This is a genomic window from Sphingobium anseongense, from assembly GCF_037725245.1.
GTDB lineage: Bacteria > Pseudomonadota > Alphaproteobacteria > Sphingomonadales > Sphingomonadaceae > Sphingobium.
The window spans coordinates 152,833-169,855 of sequence record NZ_JBBJUL010000006.1 but is presented as its reverse complement, the minus strand read 5'-3'; the positions used below and the strand labels follow the sequence as shown (position 1 = coordinate 169,855).

18 protein-coding genes are annotated in these 17,023 nt (G+C 63.5%); 10 read left to right on the top strand and 8 right to left on the bottom strand.

Annotated features, from left to right (window positions below):
* Positions 1 to 6: 6 nt before the first annotated feature.
* Positions 7 to 702, bottom strand: coding sequence for a RadC family protein (gene radC, locus WG908_RS10490; RefSeq protein WP_340186528.1), 696 nt, complete (start codon positions 700 to 702; stop codon positions 7 to 9).
* A 113-nt stretch (positions 703 to 815) separates the two neighbouring features.
* Here radC and WG908_RS10485 point away from each other — a divergent pair, with 113 nt between their 5' ends.
* The 8 genes from WG908_RS10485 to WG908_RS10450 all read left to right on the top strand — a co-directional run bounded on the left by WG908_RS10485 (position 816) and on the right by WG908_RS10450 (position 7,371).
* A complete protein-coding gene (locus WG908_RS10485; protein WP_340186527.1) occupies positions 816 to 4,031 on the top strand; it encodes an intermembrane phospholipid transport protein YdbH family protein in 3,216 nt (1,071 codons plus the stop codon).
* Positions 4,028 to 4,231 (top strand): YnbE family lipoprotein, encoded by a 204-nt coding sequence (locus WG908_RS10480; protein WP_340186526.1) that lies wholly within the window; start codon positions 4,028 to 4,030, stop codon positions 4,229 to 4,231. Before WG908_RS10485 ends, WG908_RS10480 begins: the two co-directional genes overlap by 4 nt.
* Complete coding sequence (locus WG908_RS10475; RefSeq protein WP_340186525.1) at positions 4,228 to 4,629, top strand: YdbL family probable chaperone protein; 402 nt, start codon at positions 4,228 to 4,230, stop codon at positions 4,627 to 4,629. The genes WG908_RS10480 and WG908_RS10475 overlap by 4 nt, the downstream gene beginning before the upstream one ends.
* 147 nt (positions 4,630 to 4,776) lie before the next feature.
* Positions 4,777 to 5,097 carry an AtpZ/AtpI family protein gene (locus tag WG908_RS10470; protein ID WP_340186524.1) on the top strand — a complete coding sequence of 107 codons (321 nt, stop codon included), beginning with the start codon at positions 4,777 to 4,779 and terminating at the stop codon, positions 5,095 to 5,097.
* A 47-nt stretch (positions 5,098 to 5,144) separates the two neighbouring features.
* The gene (locus tag WG908_RS10465) at positions 5,145 to 5,930 is read left to right on the top strand and encodes a F0F1 ATP synthase subunit A (RefSeq protein WP_340186523.1); all 786 of its coding nucleotides are present in this window, start codon (positions 5,145 to 5,147) and stop codon (positions 5,928 to 5,930) included.
* A gap of 45 nt (positions 5,931 to 5,975) precedes the next feature.
* The gene (locus WG908_RS10460; protein WP_006961951.1) at positions 5,976 to 6,203 is read left to right on the top strand and encodes a F0F1 ATP synthase subunit C; all 228 of its coding nucleotides are present in this window, start codon (positions 5,976 to 5,978) and stop codon (positions 6,201 to 6,203) included.
* 69 nt (positions 6,204 to 6,272) lie between these two features.
* On the top strand, positions 6,273 to 6,767 hold the full coding sequence (locus tag WG908_RS10455; RefSeq protein WP_340186522.1) for a F0F1 ATP synthase subunit B family protein: 495 nt from the start codon (positions 6,273 to 6,275) through the stop codon (positions 6,765 to 6,767).
* A complete protein-coding gene (locus WG908_RS10450) occupies positions 6,760 to 7,371 on the top strand; it encodes a F0F1 ATP synthase subunit B family protein (protein WP_340186521.1) in 612 nt (203 codons plus the stop codon). The genes WG908_RS10455 and WG908_RS10450 overlap by 8 nt, the downstream gene beginning before the upstream one ends.
* Positions 7,372 to 7,508: 137 nt before the next feature.
* Here the strand turns inward: WG908_RS10450 and WG908_RS10445 are convergent, their stop codons facing one another.
* Both WG908_RS10445 and WG908_RS10440 read right to left on the bottom strand, forming a co-directional pair.
* Positions 7,509 to 8,447 carry a tetratricopeptide repeat protein gene (locus tag WG908_RS10445; RefSeq protein ID WP_340186520.1) on the bottom strand — a complete coding sequence of 313 codons (939 nt, stop codon included), beginning with the start codon at positions 8,445 to 8,447 and terminating at the stop codon, positions 7,509 to 7,511.
* Positions 8,444 to 8,980, bottom strand: a complete 537-nt coding sequence (locus WG908_RS10440; RefSeq protein WP_340186519.1) for a regulatory protein RecX — start codon at positions 8,978 to 8,980, stop codon at positions 8,444 to 8,446. The genes WG908_RS10445 and WG908_RS10440 overlap by 4 nt, the downstream gene beginning before the upstream one ends.
* Before the next feature lie 187 nt (positions 8,981 to 9,167).
* Between WG908_RS10440 and WG908_RS10435 the strand changes: the two genes are divergently transcribed.
* Positions 9,168 to 10,901, top strand: coding sequence for a fatty acyl-AMP ligase (locus WG908_RS10435; protein ID WP_340186518.1), 1,734 nt, complete (start codon positions 9,168 to 9,170; stop codon positions 10,899 to 10,901).
* Positions 10,902 to 11,021: 120 nt separating this feature from the next.
* Complete coding sequence (locus WG908_RS10430; protein ID WP_445326701.1) at positions 11,022 to 13,343, top strand: putative bifunctional diguanylate cyclase/phosphodiesterase; 2,322 nt, start codon at positions 11,022 to 11,024, stop codon at positions 13,341 to 13,343.
* Between the two features lie 20 nt (positions 13,344 to 13,363).
* Here WG908_RS10430 and WG908_RS10425 read toward each other — a convergent pair whose 3' ends face one another.
* The 5 genes from WG908_RS10425 to aroQ form a co-directional block, all read right to left on the bottom strand.
* The gene (locus WG908_RS10425; RefSeq protein WP_340186517.1) at positions 13,364 to 14,113 is read right to left on the bottom strand and encodes a ParA family protein; all 750 of its coding nucleotides are present in this window, start codon (positions 14,111 to 14,113) and stop codon (positions 13,364 to 13,366) included.
* Between the two features lie 109 nt (positions 14,114 to 14,222).
* Complete coding sequence (gene arsC / locus WG908_RS10420; RefSeq protein WP_340186516.1) at positions 14,223 to 14,567, bottom strand: arsenate reductase (glutaredoxin); 345 nt, start codon at positions 14,565 to 14,567, stop codon at positions 14,223 to 14,225.
* The gene (gene accC, locus WG908_RS10415) at positions 14,564 to 15,916 is read right to left on the bottom strand and encodes an acetyl-CoA carboxylase biotin carboxylase subunit (protein ID WP_340186515.1); all 1,353 of its coding nucleotides are present in this window, start codon (positions 15,914 to 15,916) and stop codon (positions 14,564 to 14,566) included. Before accC ends, arsC begins: the two co-directional genes overlap by 4 nt.
* A gap of 13 nt (positions 15,917 to 15,929) precedes the next feature.
* Positions 15,930 to 16,406, bottom strand: a complete 477-nt coding sequence (gene accB, locus WG908_RS10410) for an acetyl-CoA carboxylase biotin carboxyl carrier protein (protein WP_340186514.1) — start codon at positions 16,404 to 16,406, stop codon at positions 15,930 to 15,932.
* A 74-nt stretch (positions 16,407 to 16,480) separates the two neighbouring features.
* The gene (aroQ, locus tag WG908_RS10405; RefSeq protein ID WP_340186513.1) at positions 16,481 to 16,921 is read right to left on the bottom strand and encodes a type II 3-dehydroquinate dehydratase; all 441 of its coding nucleotides are present in this window, start codon (positions 16,919 to 16,921) and stop codon (positions 16,481 to 16,483) included.
* Between the last annotated feature and the right edge of the window lie 102 nt (positions 16,922 to 17,023).

Here is a 17,023-nt window from a genome sequence, read left to right as displayed (position 1 = left end):
CTTTGCCTATAGCAGGCCCAGCGCGCGCATGCTGCTATGGCCCTGCGCGCCGATGATGATGTGATCGTGGACCGCGATGTTGAGTCGCTTGCCCGCTTCGATGATCTGCCGCGTTATGTCTATATCCTGCCGGCTGGGGTCGGGCGCGCCGCTGGGGTGATTGTGCACCAGGATGAGCGATGCCGATCCCAGGTCGATGGCGCGCCGGATGACTTCGCGCGTGTAGATCGCTGCCTGATCGATCGATCCGTCGCCCATATGTTCGTCGCGGATCAACATATTGCGGCTGTTGAGGTGCAGAACGCGGACCCGTTCGACACCCAGATGGGCCATGTCTGCACGCAGATAGTCGAGCAGCGCCTGCCAGCTGGCAAGGACGGGCTTTTCCGCGACTTGGGCGCGTAACAGGCGCAGGGCGCTGGCCTGGACGATCTTGATCGCCGCGACACTGGTGTCGCCCATCCCAGGCACGCGGGCGATCGCGGCCCAATCGGCCGACATCAGGCCGCCTATGCCGCCGAATTCGCGCAGCAGCGCCTTTGCCAGCGGCTTGGTATCCCGCCGGGGAATGGCGAGGGCGAGAAGATATTCGATAATTTCATGGTCGAGCAAAGCATCGGGGCCGCCATCCGCCAGCCGCTGTCGCAACCGCGCGCGATGACCCGCGCCATCATGCCCGTTGCTGTCCCCCGCATTCGCCATTGCCGACCGCTAGGCGTTGCGCATTATGGCGGCAAGGATATTTAGGTCAGGATGGACGTTGAGGATGCGTCACGGATCGTGACACAGGACGAAAGCCGGGGTTGGCCACGCGCATGAACGAAATTGACGGCGAAAATGAGGTTCGCCGGGGCTGGCTTCGGTGGTTGGGAACAGGCCTGGGCCTTCTGACGCTCGTCATTCTTGGGCTGTGGACGCAACGCGCGCCGATCGCCGAGAATTTCCTTGGTCGCGAGCTGAACCGCCGGGGAGTCGCAGCCCGTTACGACCTGGCCGCGATCGGCCTGCGCACCCAGCGGATCGAGAATATCGTGCTCGGCGATCCGGCCGATCCCGATCTTGTGGCGCGTTCGGTGGAGGTGGACATAGCCTTTGCCGGACTGACGCCGCGCGTTGCTGCGGTGCGCGCGGACGGCGTGCGGATACGGGGATCGTTACGCAACGGAATATTGAGCCTGGGAGAAGTCGACAAGTTTCGCGATTCGACGTCGACCGCGCCGTTCAGCCTGCCCGATATCGTGCTGGCGCTGAAGGACGCGCGGATGCGACTGGATACGGACGCGGGCGCGGTGGGACTTAAGCTGGATGGCGAGGGCAATCTCCATTCGGGGTTTCGCGGGCGGATGGCTGCGGTCATGCCGAAGGCGCGCTTGGCCGATTGCGGGCTTGTTTCCGGCACCGCGCTGTTGAACGTGGCCATTCGCGACGGGCGACCGCACCTGTCTGGGCCGGTCGGGGCAGGCGCCTTTGCCTGTCGCTCCGCCGGGGTTGCGCTGGCGAAACCCGATGCGCGCATCGATGTCACGCTGGGGCAGGCGCTCGATCGCTGGTCGGGCAGCCTTGCATTCGACGCACAGGCGTTAAAGGCGCAAGATGTCGTACTGGGTCGACCGGCCATCCGGTCCTCGTTCGAAGGCGATGCCCGCGTCACCCGTGGCCAAGCCAAGCTGCGGGGGCACGCGCTCACCATCGCGGGCGCTTTGGCGCAGACGGTGACGCTGGATGCCGCCTGGTCCTATGCCGGCGGGTCGGCGATGACGGCAAAGGGTATGATGACCGCGCGCAATGTTCGGCCGACCGGGCCGCATCCCTTGCGATCTGCGCAGGCGATGACGGCAGGAACGCCGGTAGGTCCGCTGATGGACCGCCTGAGCGACGCCATAGATGCAGCCGGGCGCGACAATCTGCTGCGATCGCGATTTGCTTTCGCGCGGAAGGGAACGAGCGGCAGCCTGATTCTGGACGGCACGCAGTTCGATGCCGCCAGCGGCGCGCGCGTGGGCATGGCTCCCGACAGCCGGGTGACGATGGCCTGGGGCGGGGCGGGTTTCGATTGGGCGCTCGATGGCAGTCTCAAGAGCGAAGGCGGCGGTCTGCCCCGCGCGGCGTTGCGGCTGGTGCGCCGGCCGGGCGGCGGCATGGGGGGGCAGCTTTTCATGGACGCCTATGCCGCCGCGGGCGCACGGCTGACTGCCGAGCCGGTGCGCTTTACCGCTGCGCCCGGTGGCGTCACGCGCTTTTCCACGATCGTGCGGCTCGATGGTCCCCTGGCGGATGGCGCGATAGCTGGACTGGTGATCCCGCTGGAAGGGGATGTCGCGGCGGGCAGGGGCGTTAAAATCAATCCGCGCTGCGTGCCCTTGTCGCTGGCCAGGGCGCGGTATGGCGACTTTTCCGTCGCCGGGCTGCGCCAGACGCTCTGCCCGATCGAAAGGGGCGCGCTGCTTGCTTATGGCCCGCAGGGGATGCGCGGGGGAGCCGAAATCCGGTCGCTGGATATCAAAGGTCATAGCGGCGACAGTCCGATGCGCCTGACAGCGGATCGCGCACGCTTCGCCTTGGCCGACGGCGGGTTCGCGCTCGCCAATATGGCGCTTTCCATCGGGCAGGCCGCATCGCCCGTTCGCCTGACCGCCACCGGTTTGACCGGCCGATCGGGGGCAGGCGGGCTGAACGGTCGGCTGGACGGCGCCAGCGCGCGAATCGGCACGGTGCCTTTGCTTGTCGAGGCGGCCGAAGGCGCGTGGGGCTTTACCAGTGGCGTGCTGACGCTGGGCGGCAGCCTGGTGCTGAAGGATTCCCAGGCGCCCGACCGGTTCAATCCGCTCAGCAGCCGCGATTTCGTCCTGACCATGAGTGATGGGCGGATACGCGCCACGGGCAATCTGCTGACGCCGCGCAACAGCGCCACTGTCGCCACGGTCGACATCGTGCATGACCTGTCGAGCGGGCGAGGCAGCGCTGATCTCAAGGTGCCGGGGCTGGCCTTCAACTCGACGCTCCAGCCGGAGGATGTAACGAGGCTGGCGTTGGGCGTGGTCGCCAATGTCGAGGGCAGGGTGACGGGCGAGGGGCAGGTGCTGTGGACCGGCGATCGCGTGACCAGCACCGGTGTGTTCCGCACAAGCGATGCGAACCTGGCCGCTGCTTTCGGCCCGGTGGAGGGCCTGTCCGGCGAGATTCGCTTCACCGACCTGATCGGCCTGGTCAGCGCGCCGGGACAGCTTGTCACGATGCGCGTCGTCAATCCCGGCGTCGAGGTGCGTGACGGGGTGGTGCGCTATCGACTGGAACCGGGGCAGAAGGTGCATATCGAGGGAGGCGAGTGGCCCTTTTCGGGCGGAAGGCTGGCGTTGCTTCCGACGACGCTGGATTTCGCCGCGGATGTCGATCGCTACCTGACCTTTCGCGTCGTCGGGCTTGATGCCGGTGCGTTCATTCAGACGATGGAACTGGACAATATCTCGGCGACAGGCACGTTCGACGGGATCATGCCGCTGATCTTCGATGCCGACGGAGGACGAATTGCCGGCGGCGTGCTGGTTGCGCGCCAGCTGGGCATGCCCCCGCTGCTGATGCCCGAAGGCGTCCTGCCGACCATACCATGCGACCCCGCCCGCCAATCTGGGGTCTTGTCCTATGTCGGGCCGGTATCCAACGAACAGCTGGGCACGTTCGGCAAGCTCGCCTTCGACGCGCTCAAAAATCTGCAATATAAATGCCTCACGATCCTGATGGACGGAGCGCTCGACGGCGAGATGGTGACGAATGTCGTCTTCAACGGCGTCAATCGCGGCCAGGTCGGGGTCGCGCCCGTCGGGCTGGCGAGCAATTTCACCGGTCTGCCGTTCATCTTCAACGTGCGGATATCCGCGCCCTTCCGGGGATTGCTGGGAACCGCCAAGTCCTTCATCGACCCGACCATCCTGATCCGCAACAGCATCGGGGATTCGTATCAGCAGAAGTTGCGCGAGGGCCTTGCGGTTCAGCCTGCGGAAAGCGACACTGTGCCAAACGGGGAGCAGAAATGAACAGACGAACGATCATGACGGCGGGTTTCGCCGGTTTGGCAACGGGAATCATTCCGCTGGGGGGCTGTATCCAGGTGAAGGCCCCGGACAAGCCGATCGAAATCAACCTGAATGTGAAGGTGCAGCAGGAAGTGGTCGTGCGGCTGCAACGCGACGCGCAGGACCTCATACAGAATAACCCGGAGTTGTTCCCGCAATGACACGCAAGCTGTTGATGATCGCCGCCGGTGCCGCCGTTGCCTTGGCGACAGGCCTGGTAATTGCCGCCCCCGCGCGTGCGCAGTCGGGCGCGGTGGCGTCCGCCATCGCCGCCGGCACTGTCGGCGAGCAAGCCGACGGCTATCTTGGCATCGCAGGCTCCGTCGGCGCCGATGTGCGCGCGGAAGTCGAATCCATCAATATCAAGCGCCGCGCCGCCTATACCGATCTCGCCGGCAAGCGCGGCGTGACCGTGCAGGATGTCGCCGCCGCTACGGGTTGCCAGACGCTGAGCAGCCGGGTCAAGCCGGGCCAGGCCTATCGCATCGGCGCCGGTGCATGGCAGACAAAGGGATCCGGGCCCATTGTCCTGCCGGCCTATTGCGCCACGGCGGGCTGAATTCCCTGTCGTAAACCCGCTCTGGCCCAACTGTGCCAGAGTGGTTGACTATCCCGCATCTGCTTTCTAAACGGGCCGCGCCTTGACGGGTGCAACCGTTCAGGTCATTGCCCCTTTTGTCGGCCATGTGGCCGTTGGGAGGATGGCATGGCCACGGGATCGCCCGAAGAAGACCCGGCAGGTGAAGATGCGCGCATCATTGCTCTTGAGGAGCGGATTGCGCACGCTGAGCAGGCCGAAAAGGTCAGGGTTGGCGCGACGCAGCAACAGGCGGACGATGGGTCCCGCCTGGGGAACCGCGTTCTGGCCGAACTGATCGGGGGTCTTGTTGGCGGTGCGCTGGTGGGATGGGTCCTTGACCGTCTTTTCGGCACATCCCCTTGGCTCCTGCTCATTTTCCTCGGTCTCGGGATCGTGGCGGCGTTCAGGAACATCATCAGGCTGACGACGAAGCGTTCCGGTGATTAGGGGCGCTTTTGTCTTACATCGAATACACTTACGATTCAGGGGTCAACGTGGCAGAATCCGGTAAAATCGATCCGATGCATCAATTTGCGATCGAACCGCTGTTCGGTACGGATGATTTGTCGATTGGCGGCTTCAATATCGCCTTCACCAACAGCGCCCTGTATATGGTGGCCGCTGCGGTGGTGCTGTGGATTTTCGTGATCGGAGGCATGAAGCGCGAGCTGGTCCCAGGCCGCTGGCAGATGGCGGTCGAATATATGACCGGCTTCATCAAGAATTTGCTGATGTCCAATGTGGGCGAGGGCGGGAAGAAATATATTCCCTATGTCTTCTCACTGTTCATGTTCATCCTGCTGGCAAACCTTCTGGGCTTGCTGCCGCTGGGTCTGGTCGGCCTGCATCCCTTTACGTTCACCAGCCATTTTACCGCCACCGGCGTGCTGGCGATCATGAGCTTTTCGATCGTTCTGATCGTCGGCTTTGCCAAACATGGCTTCCATTTCTTCTCGCTGTTCGTGCCGCACGGTACGCCATTGCCGATGATCCCGGTCATTTTCCCGATCGAGTTGATCTCGTTCATGGTGCGTCCGTTCAGCCTGGGGCTGCGACTGTTCGTTGCGATGACCGCCGGGCACGTGCTGCTCAAGGTCCTCGCCGGCTTCGTCATCAACAGTTCCAACGCCGGTGTCGGCTACGGCCTGACCGTCGGCGCGGCCAGTTTCATCCTGATGATCGGGATCAGCGCTCTCGAAGTGCTGGTGGCGGTGATCCAGGCCTATGTGTTCGCGCTGTTGACCTCGGTCTACATCAACGACGCCGAGAACCTTCACTAAGTCATTTTGTCCAACATTTAGAAGATCTAGAAAAGGAGTATTATCATGGACGCAGAAGCTGCAAAGCTGCTCGGTGCTGGCTTGGCCGCGATCGGTGCGGGGATCGCTGCCCTCGGTGTGGGCAACGTGTTCAGCGCCTTCCTCGAAGGTGCGCTGCGTAACCCCGGTGCCGCCGACGGCCAGCAGGGCCGTCTGTTCATCGGTTTCGCCGCAGCCGAACTTCTGGGTCTGCTGGCGTTCGTTATCGCCATGATCCTGGTGTTCGTGGCCTGACAATGACTCGGCAGGCGGGGGCGCGCGTTGCGCCGCTCCCGCCTGTCCATCATCGGACGCATAAAAGACATGCCTCAAATCGCGCAAATTGCCGGAACCTATTCCAGCCAGATATTCTGGCTGCTGCTGACCTTCGGCTTCGTCTTTCTCGTTATCGGCCTGGGCATGGTGCCCAAGGTCCAGGCGACGGTCGACGCGCGAGACGGCCGGATTTCAGGCGATCTGGAAGCGGCGAAAGCGGCTTTCGCCCGAGCCGACGAGGTAGAGGCGGACTATCGCGCCCGCGAGGCGGAGAGCCGGGCTGCGGCTCAGGCGCTGGTGGCGCAGGCCAAATCGGAAGCCGCCAAGGCGTCCGAAGGCAAGCTTGCCGTCGCTGACGCAGAAATTGCGGAAAAGATCGGTGCCGCCGAGGCACGCATAAGGGCCGCATCCACCGCCGCTATGGCAGAGATTGAAACGGTCGCAGCGCAGGCTGCGCGCGACCTGGTGGCCAAGATTTCCGGCGTGACTGCGTCGGAAGATGAGGCCCGCAACGCAGTAAAGGCGGCATTGGCTCATGGCTGAGGCAGCAGTGAACGAAGCAAGCGCTCCCCCGCATCTTGGCGAGGCGATCCATACCGAGGGCATGGCGCCTTCGGGCACGGCAGAGCATGAGGGCGTCGCGCCACACAGCGACCCCCGCGCCGTCGGGATGGACGCAACCGCCTGGGTCAGCCTGGCGATGGCGATCTTCATCATCATCCTTGTGGTCAAAGGTGTTCCGGCGCTGATCGGACGGGTGCTGGATGGTCGTATCGCGGCGATCAGGGCGCAGCTGGACGAAGCATCCAAGCTGCGCGCAGAAGCCGAAGCGCTCAAGGCTGAATATGAGGCGAAGCTGGCAGCTGCGGCTGGCGAGGCGGAGGCCATGCGCAAGCATGCCGAGCATGAGGCCGAAACGCTGCTGGAGGACGCAAAGCTCAACGCCGAGGCTCTTGTCGTGCGCCGTCAGAAGATGGCGGAGGACAAGATCGGCGCGGCCGAACGCGCGGCTGTCGCGGACATTCGCGCCAAGGCGGTCAATGCCGCCACGAGCGCTGCGGTCACGCTGATCGCGGACGGCCATGGCGCCACCGCAGACAAGGCTCTTGTCGACAGCGCGATCAAGGGATTGGCACCTACGGCCTGACCGGCCTCAAGGTGATATAAGGGGCCGGGCTGGCGACAGCCCGGCCTTTCCTGTTGCGCGCCAGAAAGCCTGGGTCGATCGCGCAGCCGCAGAATGGCGTGCCTGCCATTGGCTCGCATCATCGCGCGCGCCGTTGGTCAAGCTCCCGGTACGCCCAGCACCCGCGCCTCATCCTTGAGCCGTGCCGCCTGCGCCGAATTGGCGGCAATCGCGCGAGCCAGTGCATCGCTCGCTTTCGCGCCTTCGCCCAGCGTCATCCGGCTGCGCATCAACATGATCCAGCCTTCGATATTCGCGGGGTTGGCGCGCAGTTTGGACTCCAGGCTCTGCAACATTCCCGCGATCATCTGGTCCTGTGCACCCTTGGGCAGGCTGGCCGCGGCCTGCATCTGTTCGCGGGTCGGGCCGGGAATAGCGGCGGTGGCGACCGGCGCGTCGATGGCGGGATGCGCGGTCGGCTTGATCGCGGCGAGGCGGTCGGCAACGTCGATCCGGTTGATCTTGCCCACCTGTTCGATCGTGCGGCGCAAATCCAACTCCCACGGTGCGCCGGGCGGCGTGTCGGCCAGCAGGGCGAGCCAGCTCTTGATCGCTGCTTCATGGCCGCCCGCCAGATCCTGCCGCACCGCTGCGAAATAGCGCGCACGCGGCTCTTTTGCGTCGATCGCCAGCGCCTTGTCGAACGCCATCGCCGCCTGATTGGGCATAGGGTCCCGCTCGTCCGCCATCACCAGCGCCTCGCCATAGGCGGACCACAGCGCCGCATTGCCGGGCGCGAGCGCGACCGCACGCTTGTAGGCACGCGCCGCGTCGGCATGGCGGCCCCTCTCGAAATATACCCAGCCCAGCCGCTGCCAGCTTTCGACATCCTTGGGGTTGGCCCCCACGCGCGCCTGAAGCGCAGGGATTGAGTCGTCCGCAACGGCTGAACCGGGGGCGGGGGCGGCGGCTGGGGCAAGATCCTTGCCATCGTCGCGCGTCAGGCGATAGCCGATGGATATGGCGGCAATCGCAGCCGCGCCGGCCAGCAGGCCGCGTCCGATCATCGATCCGCGCAGGTTTACCGCTGTCGTCATTCACCCTCTCCATCGTCCGCCTGCGGCGGCTCGCCGGGCGCCGCGTCCACCCATTTTCGTGCCATTTCATATCCATGGCCAGCGCGCAGAAACGCCGCAATCAACTTTTCGCGGACTGCCCGATCGGGGACCTGTGCCGCATAAGGCCCAACTCGCTTGCGCCGGGCGAATGCCTCGGCAGCGGACCAGCGGGCGGCATCCGCTTGCGCATCCGCCAGTTCCCGGTCCTTGTCCGCGATACCGGCCCCACGCAGCGCCTGCGCCACGCGCTGGGCGCCATAGCCCCGGCGCGCCATCGCCGCGCCTTTCATCGCCGCAAAACCGGCGTCGTCGATATAGCCCATCTGGGCAAAGCGTTCGACCAGTCCCTGCGGGTCAGGCGCGGTGTCACCGTTCCATCCCCGCTCGCGCAGTTTGCGATCGAGATAGGCCAGCAGCTTTGCCCGACTGGTCGCATAGCGCCCGACATAATGAAGCGCGATGTCGCGAAGTTTATCGGAATCAAGGGGCGGACGAGGTCGTTTCGGGGTCATATCGATCCATTGGGCGTCGCGCGCCATGTTTATGCCACAGTCGGGCCGGATTTTGAACGTCCCTTATACGCTAGAAGTCGATGCTGGATGACGATATCCGGTGCAACCCGACTGCAAAGATGTTAGCGGGCCGCCGGATAACGACAGATGACCATTGGGTGACACCAATATGACGGGTTCGCACAGCATGAACAGCACCGATCTGGCGGCAACGCCCACTTTTGACGACCTGCCGCGGCGGCTGTCCGATTTCGCGACCTTGGGCGAGGCCCTGGACTATGCGGCGCGCGGCAAGCGCGGGCTGAACTTTCATGACGCGCGCGGCAATCTTGCGCGGCCCTATACTTTTTCCGAGCTGCGAGCCGATGCGCTGGGCTGCGGACATCGGCTGGTCGCTCATGGCGTGAGGCCCAAGGACCGGATTGCACTGGTCGCGGAAACGGGCGCGGATTTCGCCCAGCTGTTCTTCGGCATCATCTATGCGGGCGCATGGCCTGTGCCGCTGCCGCTGCCTACCAGCTTTGGCGGCAAGGAAAGCTATATTGATCAGTTGAACGTCCAGCTGACCAGTTGCGACCCCAGCCTGTTCCTGTTCCCGGCCGAATTGACGGACATGGCCGCAGAGGCGGGCAAGCAGCGTGGCGTGGAAAGCATCACCTTTGAAGACTTCATCGCGCGGCCCGCGCGCGTCGGGCCGTTGCCGCAGGCAAGCAGCGACGAGATCGCCTATCTGCAATATTCCAGCGGATCGACCCGTTTCCCCCATGGGGTCGCGGTGACGCACCATGCGCTGCTCAGCAACCTGTCGGCGCACAGCCATGGCATGGAGGTTCAGGACAGCGACCGCTGCATCAGCTGGCTGCCCTGGTATCATGACATGGGGCTGGTCGGCTGCTTCCTGTCGGTTGTCGCCAACCAGGTGTCGACCGATTATATGAAGACCGAGGATTTCGCGCGGCGGCCGCTGGCATGGCTCGACCTCATCAGCCGCAACGAAGGCACGTCGATCAGCTATTCGCCGACGTTCGGATACGACATCTGCGCCCGGCGCATGTCCAGCCAGACCAAGGCCGCTGACCGCTTCGACTTGTCCCGCTGGCGCCTGGCAGGCAATGGCGCGGACATGATCCGTCCCGACGTGATGCAAAGCTTCGTCGATGCCTTTGCGGACGCCGGCTTTTCACCCGGCGCTTTCCTGCCGAGCTACGGTCTGGCCGAAGCGACGCTGGCCGTCACTATCATGCCTCCCGGAGAGGGCATCATGGTGGAACTGGTCGAGGAAACCGACCTGTCTGGCGGCGACAGCGCCGAAGGGCGGCCGCAGCGTTTCCGCGCGATCGTCAATTGCGGCAAGCCCGCCAAGGATATGATCGTGGAAATCCGCGACGAGGACGGCGCCCCTATTGGCGAGCGCCAGATCGGCAAGGTGTGGACGACCGGTCCTTCGCTGATGGTCGGCTATTTCAGGGATCCCGAAGCGACCGCCGCCTGCCTGGTCGACGGTTGGCTCGACACCGGCGACATGGGCTATTTAAGCGATGGCTACCTCTATATCGTGGGCCGCGCCAAGGACATGATCATCATCAACGGCAAGAATCACTGGCCCCAGGACATTGAATGGGCAGTGGAGCAGCTTCCAGGATTCAAGCAGGGCGACATTGCCGCCTTCGCCATCACCACGCCGGGGGGCGAGGAAGCGCCGGCCGTGCTGGTGCACTGCCGAACGTCTGACAATGAGGAGCGTTCGCGCCTGCGCGACCAGATTCGCGAGCGGGTTCGCGCGATCACCGGCATGAACTGCGTCGTCGAGCTGGTGCCACCGCGCACATTGCCGCGAACCAGCTCTGGCAAGCTCAGCCGATCCAAGGCGCGCAACCTGTATCTGACCGGCGAAATTCGGCCTTACGACATCGCCGCGTGACGGTGATTTGCTCCATTACGGAGTAAGCATCAAAGCTTTGGTAGAAGTTACGGTTTCATAACGGGTTGCCGCTACACGCGATGCGTGGGCAATCGACAATCATCCTCCCGTGACCCGGCCATGCAGAAGGTTTCATTTCTCTGCATGATCGGCGCCGTGCCGCCTGGCGATGCGGTCGCCTCGCGCACCGTGGCCGCGCAGCTGAAATTTTCCGACGCGGTGGCGCCCGTTCGGGTTGCCCTCAACATCCTTGCGCTGATCTTTATCTGGCGGGTGTTCGACGATTCCGCGCCGGTCGGCTGGCTGTTGGCGTGGTCGGGCGCGATGCTGTGCGTGACGATTGCGACATTCTACATGGCGCGTCAGCGGCGACAGGCCAATTATGCGATGCCATCGGAACATGATGTGCGGATGCTCGGCATGGCGGGCTTTCTGCACGGCATGTTGTGGGCTTCCTCGATGCTGATCTTCCCCGGAGCCAATTCTCCGGGCGAATTGATGGCGCTGTGGACGTTGCTGAGCTGTATCATGGTGTGCGGCACGATCACCTTTGCCGCTGCTCCCGTCGCGGCGATGGGATTCCTGCTGCCGGTGGCATGGGCCACGCAATTCATGTTCCCGACGCCGGTTTACGGATCGCTTCGGGCCATGGCGATCGGTTATGCTGCGGCTCTGCTGATCGGCGCATTCTTCTACTGCCGCGTATTCATCCGCCAGCACAGCACAAGCGTACAACTGGAGGAAAAGAGCGAGGTCGTAAGCCTGCTGCTGAGGGAGTTTGAGGACAAGGGTTCGGACTGGCTGTGGCAGACCGATGCCGCTCGCCGGATCAGTGGCGTCTCAAGTCGCTTCGCCGAGATGCTGGGCTTAGATTCGGCTGCGCTGGAAGGCACGCCGTTGGTCCAGGTTCTGGCGGGCAGCGCCTGGGAAAGCGGGCGGTTCGCATCGGGGCTGCATGAACTGGCGGAAAAGCTGAAGCTGCGCAATGCCTTCAGCAACCTGGTCCTGCCGGTGGAAATTGGCGGCGTACAGCGCTGGTGGGAGCTGTCGGCGTCGCCCCGATTCGACGAACGGGGCATCTTTCAGGGCTTTCGCGGGGTTGGATCGGACATAACGATTCAACGTGAATCGGCCGAAAAAATCGCTCTGCTTGCACGTTTCGACCCGCTGACCGGCCTGCCCAATCGCGCGCATCTCCACGAGAGACTGGATCAGGCGATGGCGGACACCGATCATCGAGGCCGGGGCTGTGTCTTCCTGATGATCGATCTCGACCGCTTCAAGGCGGTCAACGACACGTTGGGGCATCAGATCGGCGACAAATTATTGGGTCAGGTCGCACGGCGGCTGCGCCAGATATGTTCCGACAGGGAGTTTTGCGGGCGGATCGGCGGTGACGAATTCGGGGTGGTGATCTCCAATGCAGTCGATAAATTCGATGTGGCCGACCTTGCCGGCGCCATAATCGGCGCGCTGTCGCGGCCCTATCAGATCGATCAGCATACGCTTTATGTGGGCGCATGCGTCGGATCGGCAGTGTCGCCTACCGATGGTCGCACCTCCGAAGCGTTGATCCGCAGCGCCGACCTTGCCCTCTATCGCGCCAAGGGCGAGGGCGGCGGCATACATTGCGCCTATGAACCGCAACTCCATGTCGAGGCAGAAGAGCGCCGAAAGCTGGAAATGGCGCTGCGCGAAGCGCTCGAGAAGGACCAGTTGCACGTCCTCTACCAACCCGTCGTCGATGCCCGGCAAGGCTCGGTACTGGGATTCGAAGCGCTGGTGCGCTGGACTCATCCTGAGATGGGGCCGATTTCCCCGGCCAAATTCGTGCCGGTCGCCGAAGAAGCCCGGCTGATCGCGCCGATCGGCGAATGGGTCCTGCGGACGGCGTGCGCGGAAGCGGTGCGCTGGCCCGAGGACGTGCGGATTGCCGTCAACGTCTCGGCCGAACAGCTCATCAACCCGCAATTTCCGACGGTGGTCGCCCAGATACTCGCCCAGAGCGGATTGAATGCGGCGCGCCTCGAACTGGAAGTTACCGAAAGCGTATTCATGAATGAGGACGCCGGTGCCTTGCGGGTGCTCGATCAGGTGCTGGCGCTGGGCGTGCGTCTGTCACTCGACGATTTCGGCACCGGCTATTCTTCGCTCGGCTATCTTAGCCGTACCAAGTTCAGCACGATCAAGATCGATCGCAGTTTCGTGGTCGGTGCCGCCAATGAAGTGCCCGAAAGCCTGGCGATCGTGCGCGCTGTCGTCACGCTCGCCGACAGCCTGGGAATGACCACGACCGCCGAGGGGGTCGAAACGGAGGTCGAACTCGCCATGGTCAACCGCCTGGGCTGTACGAAGGTCCAGGGCTTTTATTTCGGTCGGCCCATGCTGGCGCGCGACGCGGTGCTGCTGTTCGGGCCGGAACAATATCAGGCTCGCGCCTGACAATTTTCAGGCGCAGCGCCTCAGCGCGCTGCCAGTCGTCGTTCGATCCTGGCCCATAGCGATGCGAACTGTTTTGCCGGTGGTGACGTGGCCGCAAAGGCGCCCAGCGGCTTGCGGCGCACCGTCATCTGCTCGATCGCGCTGGCCATCGGGATGGCGGGCCAGTCCGGCTGCCCTTCCAGCGCGCTGCGATGAAGGCTGCGGCGACGATCGACCATCGAATACACCGGCAGGATCGGGGCGTGGGTGCCGCCACGCTGCATCAGATAGCGAGCGACTTCGCCCATCGCCCGTTGCGACAGGGGGGAGGGGATGACGGGAATGACGATCAGGTCGGCCGCGCGGAGCACCTGCTCGCTGGTTTCGGTCAGGCCCGGCGGACAATCGAGAATGATCCGCTCATAATCCTTGCCCAGGCTTTCGATCAGCTTGGCGAGCCGCTTCTTCTTGTCCAGCTCGCGGAAAAGATGATCCAGGCCGCGCAGCGACGTATCGGCGGCGATCAGATCCAGCCCCGGCACGGTCGAAGGCTGGATCAGCCGGCGGATGTCGACATCCTTGCTGAAGATCGCCTGCGCTGCGTCACGGCTCTGGCTGTCGGTGGACAGCAGCCAGCTCGACGCCGCCTGCGGGTCAAGATCCCACAGCAATGTGCGCCGCTTGGAAATGCTGGCCGAGGCCCATGACAGATTGATCGCGAAGGTGGTTTTACCGACGCCACCCTTCAGGCTGTAGACGGCGATCGTCGCCAATTGCGTGTCCTTTGCCATGGACGCGAGGCTAAGGCCTTGCACCCTAAAGGCAAGCGTTCAATCACGAGATTGTTACGAGACGGTGACGGTCGAAATCGCTCAGCCGATTCCGGTGAACGAACGAATGTCAAATGACTTCGAGCGCCCGTTCCGGTGGCCGGGCGATCACCGCACCCTTATCGGTGATCACGATCGCGCGCTCGATCAGGATCGGATGCTGCGCCATCGCATCGAGGATGGCGGCATCGTCGCCGGTATCGAGTCCGATCTCCTTGATGATCGCCTCGCCTTTGCGCAGTGCCTCTCGCGGGGCAAGGCCGGCTTTGGATAATAATGCTGCAATTTCATCGCGCTTTGGCGAAGATTTGAGATATTCGATGACCTCCACCTCGACGCCCGGCGCGGCCTCCAGCAAATCCAGGGCGGCACGCGATTTGGAACAGCGGGGATTGTGCCAGATCGTCGCCTTCACGCGGCGCCGTCCCGCGCCAGCCATTCTTCCAGCCACTTGATCGTATAGTCGCCATTCTGGAACGCGGGGTCCTTGAGCAGCGCCTGGTGGAGGGGGATGGTGGTTTTCATCCCCTCGATGACATATTCCTCAAGGGCGCGCCGCAATCGCATGATGCATCCCTCGCGCGTGCGGCCATAGACGATGAGCTTTCCGATCATCGAGTCGTAATAAGGCGGCACCTTATAGCCCTGATACAGGCCGCTATCGACGCGAACATGCATTCCGCCGGGGACATGATAGCGGGTGACGGTGCCGGGCGAGGGCGCAAAGCTCTTTGGGTCTTCGGCATTGATGCGACATTCGATGGCGTGCCCTGTAAAGCGCAGTTCGTCCTGCGCGACGGACAACGGCTTGCCTTCGGCGATGCGGATCTGCTCCCTGACAAGATCGACGCCGGTGATCATCTCGGTCACCGGATGTTCGACCTGAAGCCGGGTGTTCATCTCGATGAAATAGAATTCACCGTCCTCGTACAAAAATTCGATGGTTCCCGCGCCGCGATAGCCCATGTCGGCCATCGCCTTGCTGACAATTCCGCCCATCCGATCGCGTTCGGCGGCGTTGATGACCGGGGAAGGGGCTTCTTCCAGCACCTTCTGGTGACGGCGCTGGAGCGAGCAGTCGCGCTCGCCCAGATGGATGGCGTTGCCATTGCCGTCGCCGAAAACCTGGAATTCGATATGCCGGGGATTGCCCAGATATTTTTCGAGATAGACGGTGGCGTCGCCGAATGCCGCCTTGGCCTCGCTGCCTGCCTGTTGCATCAGCGTTTCGAGCTGGTCTTCGGATGTGCAGACTTTCATGCCGCGCCCGCCACCGCCCGATGCCGCCTTGATGATGACGGGATAGCCGATCTTCGCGGCGATCCCTTTTGCTTCATCGAAACTTTCCACCGCGCCGTCGGATCCAGGCACGAGCGGCAGGCCAAGTGCGCCCGCAGTGCGTTTGGCCTCCACCTTGTCGCCCATCGTGCGGATATGCTCGGGCTTTGGCCCGACAAAGGCGATGCCGTGCGCCTCCACAATCTCTGCGAACTGCGCATTTTCGGAGAGGAAGCCATAGCCCGGATGGATCGCGTCCGCGCCCGATATCTCGGCGGCGGAAATGATCGCGGCGACGTTGAGATAGCTGTCCTTCGCAGCAGGAGGCCCGATGCAGATCGCTTCGTCGGCCAAGCGCACATGCATGGCGTCAGCGTCTGCGGTCGAATGGACCGCCACCGTCTTGATCCCCATTTCGTGGCAGGCGCGATGGATACGCAACGCGATTTCGCCCCGGTTGGCGATCAACAGCTTTTCGATGGTCATGGCGATGCGCCCCTCAGCCGATCACGACGAGCGGCTGGTCATATTCGACAGGCTGGCCGTTATCGACCAGGATCGCCTTGATGGTCCCGGCGCTCGGCGCGGAAATCGCGTTCATCACCTTCATCGCCTCGACGATCAGCAGCGTGTCGCCTGCGCTGACCTGGGCGCCGACGCGCACGAAGGCCGCAGCACCAGGTTCGGCGGACAGATAAGCGGTGCCCACGATCGGCGAGCGGACGAGGGTGCCGGCGGGCACTGCGGGTTCGGAAGATGCGACGGGCGCGGCCATGGCGGCCGGCGCGGCGGCGACAGGCGCGGGCATCGGCGCGTAGATCGGTGCGCCGCCGCCGGCCTTGCGAGCGACACGGATCTTCCGGTCGCCGTCTTCCACTTCGATTTCGGTCAGATGCGTGTCGTCGAGCAGTGCTGCGAGTTCGCGCACCAGCTGAACGTCCACCTGCATCGCGCCTTTTTCTTGCTTGTCGGTCATATACGGCCCCTAAACAGAAGACTTTTGGTTCTGGCGCACGCGCCTATGCGGCTTTCTGCCCAAGTGCAACTTTTCTACAGTTCCAGCGCGGCTTCGAGCGCAAGCATGTAGGACATGGCGCCAAAGCCCGCGATCGTGCCCTTGGCCGCCATACCGACATAGCTTTTATGCCGGAAAGGTTCGCGTGCATGGGGATTGGACAGGTGGACTTCGATCACCGGCACCGAAACGCCCTTGATCGCGTCGTGCAGGGCGACCGACGTGTGGGTAAGGCCGCCGGGATTGATGATAACGGCATGCGCTCCTTCCGCACCGGCTTCCTGCAACCAGTCGATCAGATGACCTTCATGATTGGATTGACGAAAATCGAGTTCGACATGGGCGCGCCGGGCGGCATCGTCCATCCGCTCTGCAATGTCGTCCAGCGTATCGAACCCGTAAATTTCCGGCTCGCGCGTTCCCAACAGGTTGAGATTGGGTCCGTTGAGGACGAAGATTTTGCGAGCGTCGGTCATCGCGAACATACCTTGTCTGTTGCGGGGGCGGGGCCGCTGTCCCTATATGCGGCCAGCGGCTGATCCCCCTTGGGCAATGTCTTAGCCGCTCGGGTCGCGCGA